The following is a 19,999-nucleotide window of genomic DNA, read 5'->3' on the forward strand; positions in this document are numbered from 1 at the left end:
CGCCGTACCTGCCGCACCCGCCGCGCCGGCCGAACCGAAGGGGCCACATGACCCAGCCGTACGACCTGATCACGATGGGCCGCATCGGAGTGGACATCTACCCGCTGCAGACCGGCGTGCCGCTGGCTCAGGTGGAGACCTTCGGGAAGTTCCTCGGCGGCTCCGCCACCAATGTCGCGGTCGCCGCCGCCCGGCTCGGTCGCCGTTCCGCCGTCATCAGCCGCACCGGGAGCGACCCCTTCGGCGACTACATCCACCAGGCGCTGCGCGACTTCGGCGTCGACGACCGCTGGGTGAGCCCGGTGGACGCCTACCCGACGCCGGTCACCTTCTGCGAGATCTTCCCCCCGGACGACTTCCCGCTCTACTTCTACCGCCGCCCCAAGGCCCCCGACCTGGTCATCCGCCCCGAAGAGCTGGACCGGGACGCCATTCGCTCCGCCCGTATCTTCTGGATCACCGGCACCGGGCTGTGCGAGGAGCCCAGCCGAAGTGCCACCCTCGCCGCGCTGGAGGCCCGTGCCAAGGCCGGCCCGACGGTCTTCGACCTGGACTGGCGGCCGATGTTCTGGGGTGGTGAGGGCGGTGCCTCCGGGGACGGCGGTGCGTCCGGTGACGCCGCGATGACCACCGCGCGCCCCTTCTACGAAGCGGCCCTGCGGCACGCCACCGTCGCCGTGGGCAACCTCGACGAGGCCGAGGTCGCCACCGGGCTGCGTGAACCGAAGGCCTGCGCCCAGGCGTTGCTGGACAAGGGCGTCGAACTCGCCGTCATCAAGCAGGGCCCCAAGGGCGTGCTCGCCGTGCACCGCGACGGCCGCACCGCCGAGGTCCCGCCCACCCCCGTCGAGGTCGTGAACGGCCTGGGCGCCGGCGACTCCTTCGGCGGTGCGCTCTGCCACGGCCTGCTCAACGGCTGGGAACTGGAGCCGATGATGCGTTACGCCAACGCCGCCGGCGCCATCGTCGCCTCCCGGCTCGCCTGTTCCTCCGCGATGCCGACCACCGACGAGGTCGACGCGTTCCTCGCCGGCCGATGAGGTGGCCGGTCCGCCTCCGCGGCCCCGAGGCCTCGGTACCGCCGACCCGGAAGTCCCGAAGCCGGCCCGGCAGCCCCGAAGCCAGTTGCCCGGCCGCCTCCCCCCGGCCCGTAGGCCCGAAAGCCCGTAAGTCCGCTGCCCGGCCGTCCGAACGCCTGCCGCCCGGCCCGGCACACAAGAAGGTGAGTGACACCTTGACCACTCGGATCAGTGACCTCTCGACGCTGCGGGCACGGCATCCCGAAGCCGTCGCCGAGGCCGCCGCCCGCCGCGTCCGGCGGCCGCTCATCGGCGACAGCGGCCGGCTGATGATCGTCGCCGCCGACCACCCCGCGCGCGGGGCGCTCGCCGTCGGTGACCGGCAGCTCGCCATGGCCAACCGCCTCGACCTGCTCGAACGCCTGGTTCTGGCGTTGTCGCGGCCCGGTGTGGACGGCGTGCTGGCGACTGCCGACATCCTGGAGGACCTGCTGCTGCTCGGTGCTCTCGACGGCAAGGTGGTGATGGGCTCGATGAACCGTGGCGGCATCGCCGGTGCCTCGTTCGAGATGGATGACCGTTTCACCGGCCACCGCCCGCAGGACATCGCCCGGCTCCGCTTCGACGCCGGCAAGCTCCTGCTGCGCATCGACTACGACGACCCCGGCTCGCTGACCACCCTGGAGGCCACCGCCCGCGCCATCGACGCGATGGCGGGGCTGGAACTGCCCACCTTCGTCGAGCCGTTCCTCTCCCGCCGGGTCGAGGGCAAGGTCCGTAACGACCTCAGTCCCGACGCCGTCACCCGTTCCGTGGCCATCGCCTCCGGCCTCGGCGGCACCTCCGCCTACACCTGGCTGAAACTGCCGGTGACCGAAGACGCCGACGCGATGGCCCGGGTCTGCGAGACGTCCACGCTGCCGACCGTGCTGCTGGGCGGCGACATCGGCCGGACGGTCCAGGATCAGGAAGCGGCGTACGAGAAGTGGCGCAAGGCGCTGCGGCTGCCGACCGTGCAGGGGCTGGTGGTGGGCCGCTCGCTCCTCTATCCGGCCGACGGCGATGTCGCGGCCGCCGTGGACACCGCAGTAGGCCTTCTCTGATCTGACCGGTCGCTTCCGGACGTCCGCAACCGACCCGCCCTCCCCGTAACCGACCCGGACGTCCGCAACCGACCCGCCCCCCCGCAACCGACCCGGCCCCCCGTAACTGACCCGCCCCCCCCGTAACCCGCCCCGCCGCCCCGCCGGCCGAATCGCCGAACCGCCGAACCGCCGAACTGTCAGTGGTGAGTAGGAGACTTGCAGTCATGAACGCTGATTTCCATGTCAGGGCCGGGGACGCCGCCGCAGGCCCGTACGCCCTCGACATCGCCCCGGAGCGGGCCGGCTGGGGATACTCCTCGTTGCGCGTCCTGGACCTGCCGCCCGGCGGTCACCACTCCTTCGCCACCGGCGACAGCGAATGGATCGTGCTGCCCCTGAGCGGGGGCTGCGCGGTCAGGACCGACGGTGCGGACGGCGAGGCGTTCGAACTGACCGGCCGGGAGAGCGTGTTCAGCGGGGTCACGGACTTCGCGTACGTGCCGCGCGACGCCCATGTGCAGATCTCCAGCGGCGCCGGCGGCCGCTTCGCGCTCACCGGCGCCCGCTGTGAGCGCAGGCTGCCCGCCCGTTACGGCCCGGCGAGCGGCGTCCCCGTCGAGCTGCGCGGCACCGGCAACTGCTCCCGCCAGGTCAACAACTTCGGCGCCGCGGGCGTCTTCGCGTGCGACAAACTCATCGCGGTGGAGGTGCTCACCCCCGGCGGCAACTGGTCGTCCTACCCTCCGCACAAGCACGACGAGTGCCGCCCCGGCCAGGAGTCGGAGCTGGAGGAGATCTACTACTTCGAGATCGAGCCCGCCCACGGCACCGAAGGCGTCGGCTACCAGCGCGTCACCCCGTCCGGACACGGCCACGGCACGGACGTCCTCGCCGAGGTCCGCGGCGGCGACGCCGTCCTCATCCCGGACGGCTGGCACGGCCCGTCCATCGCCGCCCCCGGGCACGCCATGTACTACCTCAACGTCATGGCCGGCCCCGGCGAGAAACGCGAATGGCTGATCTGCGACCACCCCGACCACGGCTGGATCCGCGACACCTGGCCCGACCAGCCCGTCGACGCCCGCCTCCCCCTCTACGCAGCGCCCGCAGGAGACGCCCGATGACCCACTCGCACCCCACCCGGCGCCTTACGGTCGCGCAGGCCCTGGTGGAGTTCCTCGCCCACCAGTACACCGAGCGGGACGGCCGCCGGCACCGGCTGGTCAACGCCTGCTGGGGCATCTTCGGCCACGGCAACGTCGCCGGTATCGGGCAGGCCCTGCTGGAGTCCGGCGGCGCCCTTCCCTACCTCCAGGGCCGCAACGAACAGGCCATGGTGCACGCCGCCGTCGGGTACGCCCGCCAGTCCGACCGCCTCTCCGCACACGCCGTCACCACCTCCATCGGCCCCGGCGCCACCAACCTCGTCACCGGTGCCGCCCTCGCCACCGTCAACCGCCTGCCGGTCCTGCTGCTGCCCGGCGACACCTTCGCCACCCGCCCCGCCGATCCGGTGCTCCAGCAGCTCGAAGTCCCGTATGCCGGCGATGTGTCGGTCAATGACGCGCTGCGCCCGGTGTCCCGCTACTTCGACCGCGTCGGCCGCCCCGAGGCGCTGATCCCGGCTGCCCTCCAGGCGATGCGGGTGCTCGCCGATCCCGTCGACACCGGCGCCGTCACCCTCGCCCTGCCGCAGGATGTCCAGGCCGAGGCCTACGACTGGCCCCAGGAGTTCTTCGCCGACCGCGTCTGGCGGGTGCCCCGCCCCGCCCCGGACACCGACGCCCTCGCCGAAGCGGTGCGCGCCGTCCGCACGGCCCGCCGCCCGCTGCTCGTCGCCGGCGGCGGCGTCCACCACAGCGAGGCCGAGGACGCGCTGCGCGCCTTCGCCGACATGACCGGTATCCCCGTCGCCTCCACCCAGGCGGGCAAGGGCGCCCTGCGCCACGACCACCGCGCCGACGTCGGCGGCATCGGCCACACCGGCACCGCCACCGCCGACGCGCTGGCCCGGGAGGCCGACCTGATCATCGGCGTCGGCACCCGCTACACCGACTTCACCACCGCGTCCGCCACTCTCTTCGCCGCCCCGGACGTGCGCTTCGTCAACCTCAACATCGCCGCCTTCGATTCCCACAAGCTGGGTGCGGCCTCCCTCGTCGCCGACGCCCGCAGCGGACTCGAAGCGCTCACCGCCGCGCTCGCCGGACACCGGGTCGACGCGGCCTACGAGCAGGCTTATGGCGTGGCGAAGGCCGAGTGGGAGGCCCGCGTCGACGCCGCATACGCCGCTGGCGACGAGGGGGCCCGGCCCTCGCAGACACAGGTCCTCGGCGCCCTGGATTCCGTCGTCGACGACACCGACGTGATCATCAACGCCGCCGGTTCCCTCCCCGGTGACCTGCACAAACTCTGGCGCGCCCGGTCCCGCAGGCAGTATCACCTCGAATACGGCTACTCCTGCATGGGCTATGAGCTGCCCGCCGCGATCGGTGTCCGGCTCGCCGCTCCCGACCGGCCGGTGTGGGCGCTCGTCGGCGACGGTACGTATCTGATGAACCCCACGGAGATCGTCACCGCGGTCCAGGAGGGCATCAACATCAACCTCGTCCTCCTCCAGAATCACGGCTATGCCTCCATCGGAGGCCTCTCCCAGCAGACGGGCGGTGAGCGCTTCGGCACGGACTACCGCTTCCGCGCCAAGGACGGTACGTATACGGGCGAACCGCTGCCCGTCGACCTCGCCGCCAACGCCGCCTCGCTCGGCATGCACGTCCTCCGCGCGGCCACGGTCGGTGAGCTGCGGGCCGCGCTCACCGAGGCGCGCGGCACGAACCGCCCCACATGTGTCTATGTCGAGACCGAAACGGCTGACACTGTGCCGGGCGCGCCGGACGCCCAGGCCTGGTGGGATGTACCTGTTGCCGAGACCGCGACGCGGCCGGCGGCGGTCGCCGCCCGTGAGACGTACGACCGGCATGCCGCAGGCCGCCGCCGCCACCTCTGACCCCGGACCGCAGTCGTCACCCGCTCGTAGTCGTCACCCAGAAAGGCCCCCTCGCATGAAGACCCTCAGCCACTGGATCGGCGGTAAGCCCGTCGAGGGCGTCTCCGGCAACTTCGGCCCGGTGTTCAACCCGGCCACCGGTGCCCAGGAGAAGCAGGTCGCGTTCGCCTCCGTCGAGGAGGTCGACGCCGCGGTCGGCGCCGCCAAGGAGGCGTTCCGTACCTGGGGCGTCAGCTCCCTGGCCGCGCGCAGCTCGGTGCTGTTCAAGTACCGCGAGCTGATCGACGCGCACCGCGACGAGATCGCCGCGCTGATCACTGCCGAGCACGGCAAGGTGCATTCCGACGCGCTCGGCGAGGTCGCCCGCGGTCTGGAGATCGTCGAGCTGGCCTGCGGTATCGCCGAGAAGCTCAAGGGTGAGCTGTCCACCCAGGTGTCGACGCGGGTGGATGTCTCCTCGATCCGCCAGTCCCTGGGTGTCGTGGCCGGCATCACGCCGTTCAACTTCCCCGCGATGGTGCCGATGTGGATGTTCCCGCTGGCCGTCGCCTGCGGAAACACCTTCGTCCTCAAGCCCAGCGAGAAGGTGCCGTCCGCCGCGTTCAAGCTCGCCGAGCTCGCCTCCGAGGCGGGCCTGCCCGACGGTGTCCTGAACATCGTCAACGGTGACAAGGTCGCCGTCGATGCCATCCTGGAGCACCCGGACATCGCCGCTGTCTCCTTCGTGGGCTCCACCCCCATCGCCCGTTACATCCACACCACCGGTACGGCCAACGGCAAGCGGGTGCAGGCGCTGGGCGGCGCGAAGAACCACATGCTGGTGCTGCCGGACGCCGACCTGGAGCTGGCCGCGGACGCCGCGATCAACGCCGCGTACGGTTCGGCCGGTGAGCGCTGCATGGCGATCTCCGTCGTCGTCGCCGTCGGTGACAGCGCGGACCCGCTGATCGGCAAGATCAAGCAGCGCGCCGACAAGCTGCGCATCGGCCCCGGCGACGACCCGGCGTCCGAGATGGGTCCGCTGATCACGAAGGTGCACCGCGACAAGGTCGCCTCCTACGTCGAGGGCGCGGCGGCCCAGGGCGCCGATGTCGTCATCGACGGCACGGGCTTCACCGTCGAGGGCTACGAGGACGGCCACTGGATCGGCGTCTCGCTCCTGGACAACGTCACGCCCGAGATGGACGCCTACCGTGACGAGATCTTCGGCCCGGTGCTGTCCGTCGTCCGCGTCGAGACCTACGACGAGGCCATCGCCCTGATGAACGCGTCGCCGTGGGGCAACGGCACCGCGATCTTCACCCGGGACGGCGGCGCGGCCCGCCGCTTCCAGCTGGAGGTCGAGGCGGGCATGGTCGGCGTGAACGTCCCGATCCCGGTGCCTGTGGGCTACCACTCCTTCGGTGGCTGGAAAGACTCGCTCTTCGGCGACCACCACATCTACGGCAACGACGGCGTGCACTTCTACACCCGCGGCAAGGTCGTCACGACCCGCTGGCCCGACCCGTCCGACGGCGGCATCAACCTGGGCTTCCCCAGCAACCACTGAGCTGCCGGGGCGTCTGACGCTCTCCCGCCGCCTCTGCCGAACCCCCTGCCGACGTCCGCCGGCGGGGGGTTCGGGCGTTGGGGGCAGGGCGGAGCTCCGGGGGATCCGTACGGCGGCTGCGGGGCTGACCGTGACCGAAAACCGTTGCTACGGTGCTTCATTGCGGATGTCACGACACAGGCGGGGGACGAAATGCCACGAAGTATGGCGCTGGCCAAGGGCGCGCGGATCACCGGCGGGGTGTGCTGTCTGCTCTTCTTCTTCTACGTCGTCTACTGGCTGGTCGTCGACCTGTCCGAGTTCGGTCCCGCGGACCTCCTCGGCAGTTGGTTCGGGGAGAAACCCTTCGGCCGCAACCAGGTCACCAACCCGTTCCATATCGGCCTCGCCGTCGTCCAGTTGGCGGCGTGCTGGACGGCCTTCGCGGGGAAGAGGGTGGCGGGCGGTCTGCTGGCCGTCGCGACGACGTTCACCTTCGTCACCGTCCTGCAGGCCATGGTGGGCACCGGCAGCACCACCGATATGACGCATTTCTTCCGCATCCCCGTGGAGGTGGACGCGCCGACGTTCAGGGACGTGTTCTTCAGCACCCTGGTGCTGGTCCCGCTGGCCTTCCTCGCCGGCCTCGTCCTGCTGTGCGGGAACCGTTCCTGGCCGCGGGCCCGGCCCAGTGAGCCGCCGATGCGGCCGACCCGGTCCGGCGGTGCGGTGGCCGGGGTGATCCTCGGCGCGCTGGCGCTGGCCTTCGCGGCGTGGAATCTCTATGTGCTCGTCCAGGGCGAACTCAGCAACCTGGGGTTCTTGTACGCCGGCCTGGACCGCGGGCTCGGTTCCCTGCTGGACGTCACCCAGGGCGCGTTCTCGGTGGTGCTGTTCGTGCTGTGCGCGGTGGCGGCGCTGTGCGGCCTGACACGCAGCAGCGCGGCCCGTGGGCTCGCCATGGGTCTGGCGATGCTTCTGCTGCCGTACTCCCTGATCCAGCTGATCGCCATGATCAACGCCGGGGTGCTGTTCGACTTCCCCGAGCCGATGCCGGGCTTGGTGATCCTCGGCCATATCGAGGTCTTCCTGGGGGTGTTCGGTTCGGTGGCGCTGCTGTTCCTGATGGGCCGCGGCGAGCCGGTCGCCCCGGGCTGGCAGCCGCCCGCGCAGCTGCCGACGTACACCGCCCCCGGTTTCGCGCCGCCCGGCCCGCAGGGTCCGCCCCCGGCCGGCTGGCAGCAGCCGGGCCCGCCGATGCCCCCGCACGGTTCGCCGATGCCTCCGCCGCCGGGCAATCCACCGCCCCCGCAGGGGGGTTTCGGCCCGCCGCAGTATTAGGCAGCCCTGTCGGCCGGGCCCGCCCGACCGGCGCCGGTCGGGCCCTGGCCGTCTGTCTCAGGCGCGCTGGGTGGCGAACGGGCCGCCGGCGGCGAAGGCCCGCTCGGCGAAGCGTTCGCCGATGCGCAGGTGGGTCGCGGCGTCCGGGTGGAGCTGGTCGGGCAGCGGCAGTTCGGCGAAGTCGGCCTCTCCGTAGAGCTCGCGGCCGTCGAGGTAGTGCAGGTTCGGGTCGTCGGCGGCCCGCTGCTTCACGATGCGGTCGAGTTCGTCGCGGATGACGGAGAGCGTCAGTTTCCCGGCGGCCCGTTCCGCGGGGTCGCCCATGGCCCGGAACCGGAGCTGTCCCTCGCCGATGTTGCTGAAGTCCGGGGCGCCCGGGCCGGGGGTGTCCTCGTGGATGGGGCACAGGACGGGCGAGACCACCAGCAGCGGGAGGGTGGGGTGTCCGTCGCGGATGGTGTCGAGGAAGCCGTGCACGGCCGGGGCGAAGGCGCGCAGCCGCATCAGGTCGAGGTTGACCAGGTTGATGCCGATCTTGACGCTGATCAGGTCGGCGGGGGTGTCCCGCAGGGCGCGGGCGGTGAACGGGTCGAGCAGGGCGCTGCCGCTCAGGCCGAGGTTGATCAGCTCCACGCCGCCGCGGGCGGCGGCCAGCGCCGGCCAGGTGGTGGTGGGGGTCGCGGCGTTGGAGCCGTGGCTGATCGAACTGCCGTGGTGCAGCCACACCCTGCGGTCCCCGGCGGGCGCCGGCTCGACGGGGGCGTCGGTGCGCAGGGCGACCAGCTCGGTCTTCTCGTTGTAGGGCAGCCAGATCTCGACGTCCTTCACCCGGTCGGGCAGGCCGGCGAACCGTACGGTGCCGACCGGGCCGGGCCGGGTCTCCGCGGACCCGGTGGTCATGTCGACCGTCAGGACGTTGCCGCCGTTCGCGTCGGCCTGCCCGGCCAGGCGGCCGTCGACGAGCAGGTCGTATACGCCGTCCGGGCGGGGCGGGGCGCCCCGGTAGGCCATCTTGGTGCGGAGCGTGTCCAGCTCGATGGCGGTCGCCCGGGTCCGGAACACCAGCCGCACGCCGGAGGGCTGGGCCTCGGCCATGGCCAGCTGGCCGTCGGTGCACTGTGCGCGGGCACGGGCCGGCAGCCGGTGCGGCAGCACGCCCTGCTCGGTGTGCTCCAGGTCGAGGGCGCCGCGCAGGAGGCCCGCGGCGACGGGCGTGGTGATCCAGTCCGTTGCCGGGGCGGACGGGCCGGGGGCGGGATCGTGCTGAGAAGCCATGGCCTCAGACTGTCAACCGGATTCCTGATCCGCATCCGGTTTTCGCCCGGCCCGCCCCGGGCGACGGGCCGGGGGACGCCGCGCTCGCCGGTTGATACGCTGCGCCGGCGCGCGAGCGACGCGCCGCTCCACTCTTGGTCATCCGCCGCCGGCCCGTTCGGGATCAGCGCGCGTGATCGGCCCCGTGGCAAGGGAGGTTGATGAATATGGCCCGCCAGGCGATTCCTCAGCATGCCCGTGTCCGGGCCGCCTGATCCGACCCGCGGCCCGGTCGTCCCGAACGACCAGGAGTGTCGAGTGTTTTCCTGCTTTTCCCTGACAGGCGCGGACCTGACGACCGACCGTCTCGTGCTGCGGCCGTGGTCCGACACCGAGACCGCCGCCGTCCTCGCCGACCTGCGGCCCGCGCACTGGGCGGCGGACTTCCCCGCCGAGGGTGACCGTGTCATCGCCGGATTCGTCGCCGGGACGCCCCACGCGCGGGGCGAGTTCGGCCAGCGGCAGATCATCGAGCGGGCGAGCGGCCTGGTGGTCGGCGCGGTCGGCCTGTTCTGGCCGCCGGCCGACGGCTGCCTGGAGATCGGCTACGGCGTGGTGCCGTCCCGGCGCGGCCGCGGCTACGCCACCGAGGCGGCGCGGGCCCTCGTGGAGTTCGCCCGCACCGCGCCCGGTGTGCACACGGTCTGCGCGCGAGTGGACGTGTCGAACCCGGCGTCGGGCCGGGTGCTGGAGAAGGCCGGGCTGGAGTGCCGGGGCAGCGACGGGGAGCAGGCCACGTTCCGTACGCCGGCGCCGCCGGGACGGTGACCGGCCTCCGGTAGCGGCCCGGCCGGCCGCGCGGCCCGTACCGCGGACGCGGTACGGGCCGCGCGGACCCTACTCCACCGGGAGGCGGGGCGATTCCGCCCGGGGGACGGCCCGCCCCGTCCGGTGCGTCCCTAGGATTCGGATATGGAACTCCGACTGCGCGGGCGGCGCCTTTACGCGACCGTGGGCGCTCTGGCCGTACTCATAGGGGGCGGCACCTGGGCGGCCGCCTCCTCGGACGCGGCGCCCGCCGTGCACCGCGAGGACCGGGCCCTGACGATGCCCGACAAGCCCGGCGGCAAGAAGGACGTCCGGATCGACACCTCCTTCTTCACCGGCGCGGGCAGCGGCCGGCGGCCCGCCGTCCTGCTCGGCCACGGCTTCGGGGCCAGCAAGGCCAACCTCCGCGGCCAGGCCGAGCAACTCGCCAGGGACGGCTACGCGGTGCTGACCTGGTCGGCGCGCGGATTCGGCGGTTCCACGGGCAAGATCGGGCTGAACGCCCCGGACGGTGAGGTCGCCGACGTCAGCCGGCTGATCGACTGGCTGGCGAAGCGGCCCGAGGTGCGGCTCGACAAGGCGGGCGACCCGCGCGTCGGCGTCGCCGGGGCCTCGTACGGCGGCGCGATCTCGCTGCTGGCGGCCGGGCACGACCCGCGGGTCGACGCCATCGCCCCGCAGATCACCTACTGGAACCTCGCCGACGCGCTGTTCCCCCACGGCGTGTTCAAGAAGCTGTGGGCCGGGATCTTCTTCACCACCGGCTCGGCCGGTGCCCCCACATCCACCGCGGCCGCCCCACCGGCGACGGCCGGCGGCTGCGGCAAGTTCACGCCGGAACTCTGCGCGATGTACCAGCGGGTCGCCGTCGCCGGCAAGCCCGACGCCGCGGCCCGCGAGCTCCTCCAGGAGCGCAGCCCGTCCGCCGTCGGCGACCGCATCAAGGTGCCGACGCTGATCATGCAGGGCCAGACCGACTCGCTGTTCCCGCTCGGCCAGGCCGACGCCATCGAGAAGGCGGTCCGCAAGAACGGTGCGCCCGTCGACGTCGACTGGATCGCCGGCGGCCACGACGGCGGTGACCGCGAGACGGCCCGCCTCCAGGCCCGTACGAAGAGCTGGTTCGACCGGTATCTGAAGGACGAGAAGGGCGCGGACACCGGGCCCGCCTTCCGCATCAGCCGCAGCGGCGGGGTGGATTCCACCGACGGCGCCGTGCGGCTGCGGGGCGCGAGCGGCGACCGCTACGGCGGCCTGGACAACGACCCGCGGCGGGTGAAGCTGGCCGGCCGCGAGCAGCGCTTCGGCAATCCGGCCGGTGCCGGGCCGCCCGCGATCTCCGCGGTGCCCGGCGTCGGCGCCCTCGGCAACCTCTCCTCCCTCGGGGCCTCCGGGCTCTCCCTCGACTTCCCCGGCCAGTACGCCCGCTTCGACTCGGCGCCGCTGGCCCACGCCACGCACCTCACCGGCAGTCCCCGCGCGAGCGTCCGGGTGCGGTCCACGTCCCGGGACGCGGTGTTCTTCGCCAAGGTCTACGACGTGGGCCCCGACGGACGCCGGCAGACCCTGCCCTCCCAGCTCGTGGCGCCCTACCGCGTCAAGGACGCCCGGGACGGCAAGACCGTGCGGATCCAACTGCCCGCCGTCGACCATGACTTCGCCGCCGGTCACCGCATGCGGCTGGTGCTCTCCGCCACCGACCTCGCCTACGCCTCACCCACCGAACCCGCCACCTACACCGTCTCCCTCCAGGGCGGCGCCCTGTCCGTGCCGACCGCGCCCCGGGTGCAGAGCGCCGCCGTTCCGCTGCCCGCCTGGACCTGGGGCCTGCCCGCCGCGGGCGCGCTGATCGCAGCGGCGCTGCTGCTCACCGCCCGCCGCAGGGCCGCGGCGCCCGCCCCCGACCCCGAACTCGCCGACGTACCCCTCCAGATCACGGACCTGAGCAAGAAGTACGCCGGGTCCGCCGACCGGTACGCCGTGCGGGAGGTGTCCTTCCGCGTGGAGAAGGGGCAGGTGCTGGGGCTGCTCGGGCCCAACGGCGCCGGGAAGACGACCACGCTGCGGATGCTGATGGGCCTGATCCGGCCCGACGACGGCGAGATCCGCATCTTCGGGCACGCGATCCGGCCGGGGGCGCCCGTGCTGTCCCGGGTCGGCGCGTTCGTGGAGGGCGCGGGCTTCCTGCCGCACTTGTCCGGGCGCGCCAACCTCGACCTGTACTGGCAGGCGACGGGCCGCCCCGCCGCCGACGCCCACATCGACGAGGCACTGGAGATCGCCGGCCTCGGCGACGCCCTGCAACGCGCCGTCCGCACCTACTCCCAGGGCATGCGCCAGCGCCTGGCCATCGCACAGGCCATGCTCGGCCTGCCGGACCTGCTGATCCTCGACGAGCCCACCAACGGCCTCGACCCGCCGCAGATCCGCGAGATGCGCGACGTCATGATCGGCTACGCCGCCGCCGGACGCACCGTCATCGTCTCCAGCCATCTGCTGTCCGAGGTCGAACAGAGCTGTACGCACCTGGTCGTCATGGACCGCGGCCGGCTCGTCCAGGCCGGGAAGGTCGCCGAGATCACCGGCTCCGGCGACACGCTGCTGGTCGGCGTCGCGGGCGTCACCGACGGCGCGGAGCTGTCCGACGCGCTGGTGGAGAAGGCCGGCGCACTGCCCGGCGTGGTCTCCGCGGTCCGCGCCGACGAGGGCCTGCTGATCCGCGTCGCCGACCCCGCCGGCACCCCGCAACTGCTCGCCGACCTCCTCCGGCTGGAGATTCCCGTGGACCGTATCGGCCCGCACCGCCGCCTGGAGGACGCCTTCCTCACCCTGATCGGAGGGGACGCCCGATGACCGCCTCCGCGACACCGGCGCCCGCGCCCGCACCGGCGCAGCCGTCACCGCCCGCCGCCCCCGGATACCGCCCGCGCCGCACCCTCCCGCTGCGCGTCGAGGCGCTGCGCCAGCTCAGGCGGCGCCGCACCCTGGTGATCGGCGCCATCCTGGCGCTGCTGCCGTTCGTGCTGGTCGCGGCGTTCGCGATCGGCGGTGATCCGAGCAGCCGCGGCAGCGGCCGCGTCACGCTGATGGACACCGCCACGGCGTCCGGCGGCAACTTCGCCGCCACCGCCCTCTTCGTCTCCGCCGGTTTCCTGCTGGTCGTCCCGGTGGCGCTGTTCTGCGGTGACACCGTCGCGTCCGAGGCGAGCTGGTCCTCGCTGCGCTATCTGCTGGCCGCGCCGGTGCCGCGGGCCCGGCTGCTGCTGAGCAAACTCACCGTCGGGCTGGTGTTCAGCGCGGCGGCGATGGTGCTGCTGCCGGTGGTGGCGCTAGGTGTGGGCACCGCCGCGTACGGCTGGGGCCCGCTGCAACTGCCCACCGGCGGGGCCCTGTCCGCGGGGGATGCGGTGCCGCGGCTGGCGGTCGTCGTCGGCTACATCTTCGTCAGCCAGCTGGTCACCGCGGCGCTCGCGTTCTGGCTGTCGACGGTGACCGACGCGCCGCTGGGCGCGGTCGGCGGCGCCGTCGGCCTCACCATCGTCGGCAACGTCCTCGACCAGGTCACCGCCCTCGACAACTGGCGGGACTTCCTGCCCGCCCACTGGCAGTACTCCTGGGCGGACGCCCTGCAGCCCCGGATGGAATGGGCCGGCATGATCCAGGGCTCGGCGGTCTCGGTGGCGTACGCGCTGGTGCTTGTCGCGCTGGCGTTCCGCGGCTTCGCGAAGAAGGACGTGGTGTCGTGACGGCGGGGGCCCGGCGGGCGCGGACGGCCGGGCGGTGACGGACAGCGCGGCGGCGGGGCCGGTGACCGCGCGGCTCGATCTGCTGCCGCTGCGGGAGGAGGATGCGCCTCAGATGGCACGGGTGCTCGCCGATCCGGCGCTGTACCTCCACACCGGTGGCGCCCCGCAGCCGGAGGACGCGCTGCGGGCCCGCTACCGGCGGCTGGTCGCCGGCTCGCCCGATCCGGCGGTCCGCTGGTGCAACTGGCTGCTGCGGCTGCGCGCGGAGGACCGGCTGACCGGCTGTGTGCAGGCCACGATCGCCGCCGGGCAGGCCGAGCTCGCCTGGGTGGTGGGCACGCCGTGGCAGGGCCGCGGGCCGGCTTCCGAGGCCGTGACGGCACTGGCCGCGACGCTGCCGGACGCCCCCTACGGGGTGACCCTTCTCCTCGCGCACATCCACCCCGGACACCACGCCTCGGCCGCCGTCGCCACCGCGGCGGGCCTGCGCCCCACGGCGGCCCGGCGGGACGGCGAGGTGCGCTGGGAGCGGCGCGTCGCACCCCGCGCCGGGCGGTGACCCGGGGCTCCGCCACCGGGATCAGGTGCCTGCCGCGGACGGGTCCCGCCGCGGCGAACGGGCGAACATCGGTCCCCGGCCTCCGGCACCGCAACCATTTGGCGTGGCCGGATGTCTCCCTCACCGAAGACCGGTTGATACGCAGAAGCTCGCTTCGCTCCGGAACACCCGAGAAGCCCGCTTTCTGACCATAAGGCCGATAGCGGCCCCGTTGATGTGTTCACTGCCGGAAGGTGAGGACTCCCATGCCCCGCACGCTCCTGCCCCGCACGCTCCGTACCGCTTCACGTCACGCCACGCTCGCCGCTGCCTGTGCCGCCGCGCTCGGCCTGACCCTGTCCGTCGCCGCCGCCGGGTCCGCCGCGGCCGTCCCGCACCCGCCGCAGTCGGCCGCCGCCGCGCACACCGCCGGCTCCGACCCCAACGGCCGGCACACCGCCACCGAGATCCGCCGCTTCCTGACCGGCTTCTACGGCCACCACGGCCCGACCAACTGGGCCCGCGCACACCAGGTCTCCGACTACCTCAAGGACCGCGCCGAACACACCGAGGGCTACGACCTCCTGCTCTGCGCCCAGAACACGCCACGCGAGATCTCCATCGGCAAGGTGACCACCGCGCAGTCCGCGGGCGTCGGCTGGGCGACTGTCACCACCATCTGGGACGGCAAGGCCCGCGGCACCTTCACCGCCTACGTGGACCTCGACTCCGACCCCATCGCGCTGCAGGACGTCAACTGCCCGCAGTGACCGGGCGGGTGTCCGGCGCGCCGGTGGCGCGCCGTCCGGGGCCGGCCGCGCTCAGGCGGTCGGCCCCTGCATGTGCGCGCTGACCCACCGCAGCGTCCCGGCGCCCAGTCCCCGCACGTAGGTCCGGGCGCTGTGCGTCCCGCCGGGCACGATCTGCAGCCGCGTCCGGACCGGCCCGTGCCCGTATTGGGCGATGAACCTCCGGACCTTCGGCAGCACCGTCGCCTCCTTCGAACCGTCCTGGAACGCCAACAGGACCTGCGGCCCGCCGCGCGCGATCAGCCGGCGGGCCAGCACCTCGGGATTGTTCGCCCGCTTCTGTGCGTCGTGGCCGTCCCACAGTGGGGAGTCGGGCACGATGTCGGGCCCGCTGGCGATCGCGACCTTGAACGTCCCCGGGTGCTGCAGCACGGTCTTCAGCGCCGCGAACCCGCCCGACGACGAGCCCATCACCGCCCAGGCGTCGCGGGTGCGCAGGGTGCGGAAGTTCTGCCGTACGAGGTCGGGCACGTCCCGGGCGAGCCAGGTCCCGATCCGCGGCTGCCCCGGGATGTCACTGCCGTCGTAGTACTGCCTGTTGTCGGGATTGAGCACCGGCATGACGAGGATGAACGGCAGGCTGCGGCCGTCCTTCGCCCACTGGGCGAGATGCTCCTCCAGCCCGGGGGTGGCGCCCGTCCAGTAATTGACGGGGTAGCCGTACGAGCCGGGCAGCGCCTCCATCACGGGGAAGCCCTTGTCCGCGTTCCGCTTCTCGTAGTACTCGGGCGGCGCCCACACCCACACCTTCCCCGTGAAGCCCGATTTCGGGCCGTGCAGGGTCGTCACCCCGATCGGGGTGTTGCGGCCCGCGCCGCCGACCCGGCGCAGCTCGCCGAAGCTGATCGGACGGGTGGGCTGCGACACCAAGGACCGCTGTCCCGGCGCCGGGGAGTGCGGCGCGGCGCCCGCCCCGGCGTCGCCGAACCGGACCCGTACGGGGGAGGCGTGGCCGGCGCTGACCCCGGTGGCGGGGCCGGGTCCGGCGGCGCCGCAGCCCGCCGTGCAGAGCAGAACAGTCAGGGCGATCAGCGTGACCACCGGGGTGAACAGGGCTTTGTGCACGGGTCCTTCTCCTTGCCGAACGTGCCGGACGACGTCCCGGCCGGTCAGCAAGAGGGGGCCGTGGCGGGCCCGGTTTCCCCTCCGGAGTGTCAGATTGCTCGCACCGTACGGTGCCGAAACCGGGCAACCCGCCCTGACCTGTGTGGTTTACGCACACCAGGAGTCCGTTTTACCGTCATTTTCCCGGCGCCTGTCCCGGCTTCCCCCGGCAGGCACCGCCTCCCGGAACCCCGCGCCCCCAGGACAAACGGCAGCGCCCATTCCGGAACACCCGGCCGCCGACCGTATTGTTCCGGGTATGACCTGGTCGCGTGCGCTGAAGGAGACCGCCCGTTCGGGGCTGACCATCGAGCGGACCAAACTCACCCCGCTGATCGCCGTACGCGGCTCCGTCGGCGTCGCCATCGTCATCGGCCTGTGCCTCTGGCTCGGCAACCCCGGTCTCGCGGTCTCCTCCGCCTTCGGCGCGTTCGCCTCCGGCATCGTCACCTTCCAGCGCAGCATGCGCCCCCGCCCGGTCCTCGCCCTCGCCGTCGCCGGCGGCCTCGCCGTCTCCACCTTCCTCGGCTACCTCGTCTCCGACCACATCGTCGCCTTCCTCCTGCTCATCGCCGGCTGGACGTTCCTGTCCGGCATGGCCTGGGCGATCGGCCCGGTCTCCGGCCTCGCCGGCACCCAGACCGTGGCGATCATGCTGGTCACCGTCACCCTCCCGACGTCCGTACTGGGCGCCCTGGAACACGCCGCGCTGATCGCCTTCGGCGGCCTCGTCCAGGCCACCCTCATCGTCGTGTTCCCCGTCCGCCCCTGGGGCGTCCAGCGCGACGCGCTCGCCGACGCCCTGGCCGCCGAAGCGGACTACGCCCGGCGGCTGCGGCACGACCCCGTCGCCCCGTTCGACCCGGCACCCCTGATGGACGCCCGCCTCGCCTCCGCCGTGACCCCGCGTCAGGCCAAACGCCGCCCCGTCCAGCTGCACGGCCCCCGCCACCTCGCCGAACAGGTCAGGCCCGTCCTCGCCTCGCTCGCCGACCCCGTCGTCGGCGCCCCCCTCGAAGGGCCCGAACGCGACCGGGCCCGCGACCTGCTGCACGCCGCCGGCACCGTCCTGGACGCCGTCGCACACGCCGTCCGGCACGCCAGCCCCGTCCGGCTCCCGCCCGAAGCGATGGCCACCCTCGAAGTCCCCGAATCCGGCCCGATGCTCAAGGGCGCCGCCCGGCGCTCCGCGTACCGCCTGATCTCCCTGCTCGCCGACGCCGTCGAACTCACCGACGAACCCGTCCAGGCCACCCGCCCCACCACCGAAGCCGAACGCGGCCACCTGCTGCGCCCCAGCGTCCCCAAACTCATCCCCGTCGCCCTGCGCGCCCTGCGCCGCGAAGCACGCTGGTCCTCGCTCATCCTGCGGCACGCCCTGCGGGTCTGCGCCGTCGCCTCCGCCGGCTATCTGCTGGGCACCGCGCTCCCGTTGGGCCACGGCTACTGGGTGCCGCTCACCTCCGTCATGGTGATGCGCCCCGACTTCGGCCAGACCTACTCCCGCGGCGTCGCCCGCTTCAGCGGCACCCTCGTCGGCGTCGCCGTCGGCGGCGGCCTGATGGCCCTGGCCCACCCCGGCCTGTACGTCAGCGCCGGACTCGCCGTCATCTGTGTGCTGCTCATGTACCTGCTGATGCGCACCGGCGTCTCCGTCACCTCCGCCTGCGTCGCCGCGTACGTCGTCTTCCTCCTCGGCATCGCCGGTGAGGGCTGGGAGCAGACCGTCCAGGAACGCGTCGTGCTCACCCTCGGCGGCGGACTCCTCGCGATGCTGTCGTACGCCCTGTTTCCCGCCTGGGAAACCCCCAAGCTGCGCGACCGCCTCGCCGAATGGCTGGAGGCCAACGGCCGCTACGCGCTGGCTGTCTTCGACCTGCACGGCCGGCCCGCCGAACGGCGCCCCCGCCAGGTCCGCGAGGCCCTCCTCGACTCCCGCGCGGCCCGCGCCGCCTGGGAGGAGAGCGAGGACCGCGCCGAGAAGGAACCCGTACGCCACCGCGGCCTGTCCCTGTCCGCCGCCACCTCCGCCCACACCGCGCTCGCCACCATGGGCCGGGTCGCCATGCTCCTGGAGGCCCACCTGCCGCCCCGGGACGCCGAGCCGTCGGCCGGCGCCACCGCCTTCGCCTTCGAACTGCGCGTCTCCCTGCCGGACGCCACCCAGGCCGTCCGCGACCGCGAGGAACTCGACTGGAGCGAACTGCGGGCCGTATGGGAGCGGTGGGACGCGGAGGACGAGAGCCAGGGCGTCGCCCTGCGCGGCGCCGACCTGCTCCTCGACGCCCTCGACGACCTCGCCCAGGCCCTGTCCCGCGGTCCGGGCGGCCGCAACCGGGCGGCCCGCGGAACCCAGGGAAGCAGCAGCCGCTGAGCGCCACCCCGCCCCGCCCCACCCCACAGCTGCCCCGGAGCCACTCCCCAGCTACTCGCCGGCACCTTCCGGGAACCAATCCGGGCTCCCGGGAGTCTAGATAATTGCCCGCAATTGACGCCTTTGGTAAGCCAATGGTGCCGTCCGGTCCGCGATGTCCCAGGACCCCGGCTCCCGCAGGGGGCCACTCACCCAGTCGAGAGAGAGCAAACGAACTCCCCATGGCGTCCAGCACTTCGTCCGGTACGTACGACATAGGCATCGACCTCGGCACCGCCAACACCCTTGTGTACGCACGCGGCAAGGGCGTGGTGCTGAACGAACCGTCCGTCGTCGCCGTCAATGCCGCAGGCGACGTCATCGCCGTCGGAGCGGAGGCGAAGCGGACCATCGGCCGCACCCCCTCCGGGATCACCGCGATGCGCCCCCTGCGGGAAGGCGTCATCGCCGACTTCGACGCCGCCGAACAGATGCTGCGCGCCCTGATGAAGAAGGCCCTCCCCAGCAGCCGCCGCTTCGCCAGGCCACGGGTCGTCATCTGCGTCCCGTCCGGCATCACCGGCGTCGAACGCCGTGCGGTCATCGACTCCGCCAAGGGCGCCGGGGCCCGCGAGGTGCACCTGATCGAGGAGCCGATGGCCGCGGCCATCGGTGCCGGACTCCCCGTCGACGAACCGGTCGGCTGCATGGTGGTCGACATCGGCGGCGGCACGACCGAGGTCGCCGTCGTCTCCATGGGCGGCCTCGTCACCGCCCAGTCCGTACGCGTCGCCGGCGACGCCCTGGACACCGCGATCACCACGTACGTCAAGAAGAAGCACAACCTGGCCATCGGGGAGCGCACCGCCGAGGACATCAAGATCGCCATCGGCTCGGCGGCCTGGACCCCCGTCGACGTCGACGAAGAGGGCGAGCCCCGACGCCGCCCCTCCTACACCGTCCGCGGCCGCGACCACGTCAGCGGCCTGCCCCGGATCCAGGAGATCACCGAGGAAGAAATCCGCGAGGCCCTGGCCGAACCGGTCGACGCCATCGTCCGTGCCGTGCACCGCACCCTCGACGCCTGCCCGCCGGAACTCTCCGGCGACATCATCGAGCAGGGCATCGCCCTCACCGGCGGCGGCGCCCTGCTGCGCGGCCTGGACCTGCGGCTGCGCCAGGAGATGGGCGTCCCGGTGACGGTCGCCGACCAGCCCCTGGACTGCGTGGTCAACGGCACCGCCAAGTGCGTCGACGAATTCGCCTCGCTGCACGGCCTGCTGACGGGCGCGAAGGAGCAGCCCCGCAGGACGGTCCGCCTGTAACGCCTCGGGGCCTGCGCGCAGCTGCCCGACGGCGGCAGCGGCAGCGGCGGCGCGGCGCGGCC

Annotated in this window: 15 protein-coding genes; 13 read left to right on the forward strand and 2 right to left on the reverse strand. The window is 73.0% G+C overall.

Features of this window, described 5'->3' with window-relative positions; all coding sequences use genetic code 11:
- Positions 1-47 precede the first annotated feature (47 nt).
- The 6 genes from iolC (at position 48) to ACIRQ7_RS28685 (ending at position 7,980) form a co-directional block, all read left to right on the forward strand.
- On the forward strand, positions 48-1,040 hold the full coding sequence (gene iolC, locus ACIRQ7_RS28660; RefSeq protein WP_401470034.1) for a 5-dehydro-2-deoxygluconokinase: 993 nt from the start codon (positions 48-50) through the stop codon (positions 1,038-1,040).
- Between the two features lie 194 nt (positions 1,041-1,234).
- Positions 1,235-2,122, forward strand: coding sequence for a deoxyribose-phosphate aldolase (locus ACIRQ7_RS28665; protein ID WP_401470037.1), 888 nt, complete (start codon positions 1,235-1,237; stop codon positions 2,120-2,122).
- 206 nt (positions 2,123-2,328) lie between these two features.
- The gene (gene iolB, locus ACIRQ7_RS28670; RefSeq protein ID WP_404265526.1) at positions 2,329-3,228 is read left to right on the forward strand and encodes a 5-deoxy-glucuronate isomerase; all 900 of its coding nucleotides are present in this window, start codon (positions 2,329-2,331) and stop codon (positions 3,226-3,228) included.
- Positions 3,225-5,111: a 3D-(3,5/4)-trihydroxycyclohexane-1,2-dione acylhydrolase (decyclizing) gene (gene iolD, locus ACIRQ7_RS28675; protein ID WP_404265527.1), complete on the forward strand. Its 1,887-nt coding sequence runs from the start codon at positions 3,225-3,227 to the stop codon at positions 5,109-5,111. Before iolB ends, iolD begins: the two co-directional genes overlap by 4 nt.
- 55 nt (positions 5,112-5,166) lie before the next feature.
- On the forward strand, positions 5,167-6,660 hold the full coding sequence (locus tag ACIRQ7_RS28680) for a CoA-acylating methylmalonate-semialdehyde dehydrogenase (protein WP_401470046.1): 1,494 nt from the start codon (positions 5,167-5,169) through the stop codon (positions 6,658-6,660).
- 192 nt (positions 6,661-6,852) lie between these two features.
- Positions 6,853-7,980, forward strand: a complete 1,128-nt coding sequence (locus ACIRQ7_RS28685; RefSeq protein WP_404265528.1) for a hypothetical protein — start codon at positions 6,853-6,855, stop codon at positions 7,978-7,980.
- 57 nt (positions 7,981-8,037) lie between these two features.
- On the opposite strand, the gene ACIRQ7_RS28690 is transcribed toward ACIRQ7_RS28685, so the two are convergent.
- The gene (locus ACIRQ7_RS28690) at positions 8,038-9,255 is read right to left on the reverse strand and encodes a GDSL-type esterase/lipase family protein (RefSeq protein WP_404265529.1); all 1,218 of its coding nucleotides are present in this window, start codon (positions 9,253-9,255) and stop codon (positions 8,038-8,040) included.
- Between the two features lie 297 nt (positions 9,256-9,552).
- Here ACIRQ7_RS28690 and ACIRQ7_RS28695 point away from each other — a divergent pair, with 297 nt between their 5' ends.
- The 5 genes from ACIRQ7_RS28695 to ACIRQ7_RS28715 all read left to right on the forward strand — a co-directional run bounded on the left by ACIRQ7_RS28695 (position 9,553) and on the right by ACIRQ7_RS28715 (position 15,116).
- Positions 9,553-10,062 (forward strand): GNAT family N-acetyltransferase, encoded by a 510-nt coding sequence (locus tag ACIRQ7_RS28695; RefSeq protein ID WP_404265530.1) that lies wholly within the window; start codon positions 9,553-9,555, stop codon positions 10,060-10,062.
- Positions 10,063-10,206: 144 nt separating this feature from the next.
- Entirely contained in the window at positions 10,207-12,915 is a 2,709-nt protein-coding gene (locus tag ACIRQ7_RS28700) for an alpha/beta fold hydrolase (RefSeq protein WP_404265531.1), read from the forward strand.
- On the forward strand, positions 12,912-13,808 hold the full coding sequence (locus tag ACIRQ7_RS28705) for an ABC transporter permease (RefSeq protein WP_404265532.1): 897 nt from the start codon (positions 12,912-12,914) through the stop codon (positions 13,806-13,808). The genes ACIRQ7_RS28700 and ACIRQ7_RS28705 overlap by 4 nt, the downstream gene beginning before the upstream one ends.
- A gap of 34 nt (positions 13,809-13,842) precedes the next feature.
- Positions 13,843-14,367, forward strand: coding sequence for a GNAT family N-acetyltransferase (locus tag ACIRQ7_RS28710; protein ID WP_404265533.1), 525 nt, complete (start codon positions 13,843-13,845; stop codon positions 14,365-14,367).
- Between the two features lie 245 nt (positions 14,368-14,612).
- Complete coding sequence (locus ACIRQ7_RS28715; RefSeq protein ID WP_404265534.1) at positions 14,613-15,116, forward strand: hypothetical protein; 504 nt, start codon at positions 14,613-14,615, stop codon at positions 15,114-15,116.
- Positions 15,117-15,167: 51 nt separating this feature from the next.
- Here ACIRQ7_RS28715 and ACIRQ7_RS28720 read toward each other — a convergent pair whose 3' ends face one another.
- Complete coding sequence (locus ACIRQ7_RS28720) at positions 15,168-16,220, reverse strand: alpha/beta hydrolase (RefSeq protein ID WP_404265535.1); 1,053 nt, start codon at positions 16,218-16,220, stop codon at positions 15,168-15,170.
- A gap of 298 nt (positions 16,221-16,518) precedes the next feature.
- On the opposite strand from ACIRQ7_RS28720, the gene ACIRQ7_RS28725 reads away from it, so the two are divergent.
- Positions 16,519-18,633 carry an FUSC family protein gene (locus ACIRQ7_RS28725; RefSeq protein ID WP_404265536.1) on the forward strand — a complete coding sequence of 705 codons (2,115 nt, stop codon included), beginning with the start codon at positions 16,519-16,521 and terminating at the stop codon, positions 18,631-18,633.
- Positions 18,634-18,854: 221 nt separating this feature from the next.
- Complete coding sequence (locus ACIRQ7_RS28730) at positions 18,855-19,937, forward strand: rod shape-determining protein (protein WP_401470075.1); 1,083 nt, start codon at positions 18,855-18,857, stop codon at positions 19,935-19,937.
- Positions 19,938-19,999 lie beyond the last annotated feature (62 nt).

Origin of the sequence: Streptomyces sp. NPDC101393, assembly GCF_044767385.1 — a bacterium.
Classification (GTDB): Bacteria; Actinomycetota; Actinomycetes; order Streptomycetales; family Streptomycetaceae; genus Streptomyces.

What these genes read in the sequence shown, in the direction of transcription:
- iolD (WP_404265527.1), top strand. Translation starts at nt 3,225, where the DNA reads ATGACCCACTCGCACCCCACCCGGCGCCTTACGGTCGCGCAGGCCCTG.
- ACIRQ7_RS28725 (WP_404265536.1), top strand. Translation starts at nt 16,519, where the DNA reads ATGACCTGGTCGCGTGCGCTGAAGGAGACCGCCCGTTCGGGGCTGACC.
- ACIRQ7_RS28700 (WP_404265531.1), top strand. Translation starts at nt 10,207, where the DNA reads ATGGAACTCCGACTGCGCGGGCGGCGCCTTTACGCGACCGTGGGCGCT.
- iolC (WP_401470034.1), top strand. Translation starts at nt 48, where the DNA reads ATGACCCAGCCGTACGACCTGATCACGATGGGCCGCATCGGAGTGGAC.
- ACIRQ7_RS28680 (WP_401470046.1), top strand. Translation starts at nt 5,167, where the DNA reads ATGAAGACCCTCAGCCACTGGATCGGCGGTAAGCCCGTCGAGGGCGTC.
- ACIRQ7_RS28715 (WP_404265534.1), top strand. Translation starts at nt 14,613, where the DNA reads ATGCCCCGCACGCTCCTGCCCCGCACGCTCCGTACCGCTTCACGTCAC.
- ACIRQ7_RS28685 (WP_404265528.1), top strand. Translation starts at nt 6,853, where the DNA reads ATGCCACGAAGTATGGCGCTGGCCAAGGGCGCGCGGATCACCGGCGGG.
- ACIRQ7_RS28705 (WP_404265532.1), top strand. Translation starts at nt 12,912, where the DNA reads ATGACCGCCTCCGCGACACCGGCGCCCGCGCCCGCACCGGCGCAGCCG.
- iolB (WP_404265526.1), top strand. Translation starts at nt 2,329, where the DNA reads ATGAACGCTGATTTCCATGTCAGGGCCGGGGACGCCGCCGCAGGCCCG.
- ACIRQ7_RS28730 (WP_401470075.1), top strand. Translation starts at nt 18,855, where the DNA reads ATGGCGTCCAGCACTTCGTCCGGTACGTACGACATAGGCATCGACCTC.
- ACIRQ7_RS28690 (WP_404265529.1), bottom strand. Translation starts at nt 9,255, where the DNA reads ATGGCTTCTCAGCACGATCCCGCCCCCGGCCCGTCCGCCCCGGCAACG.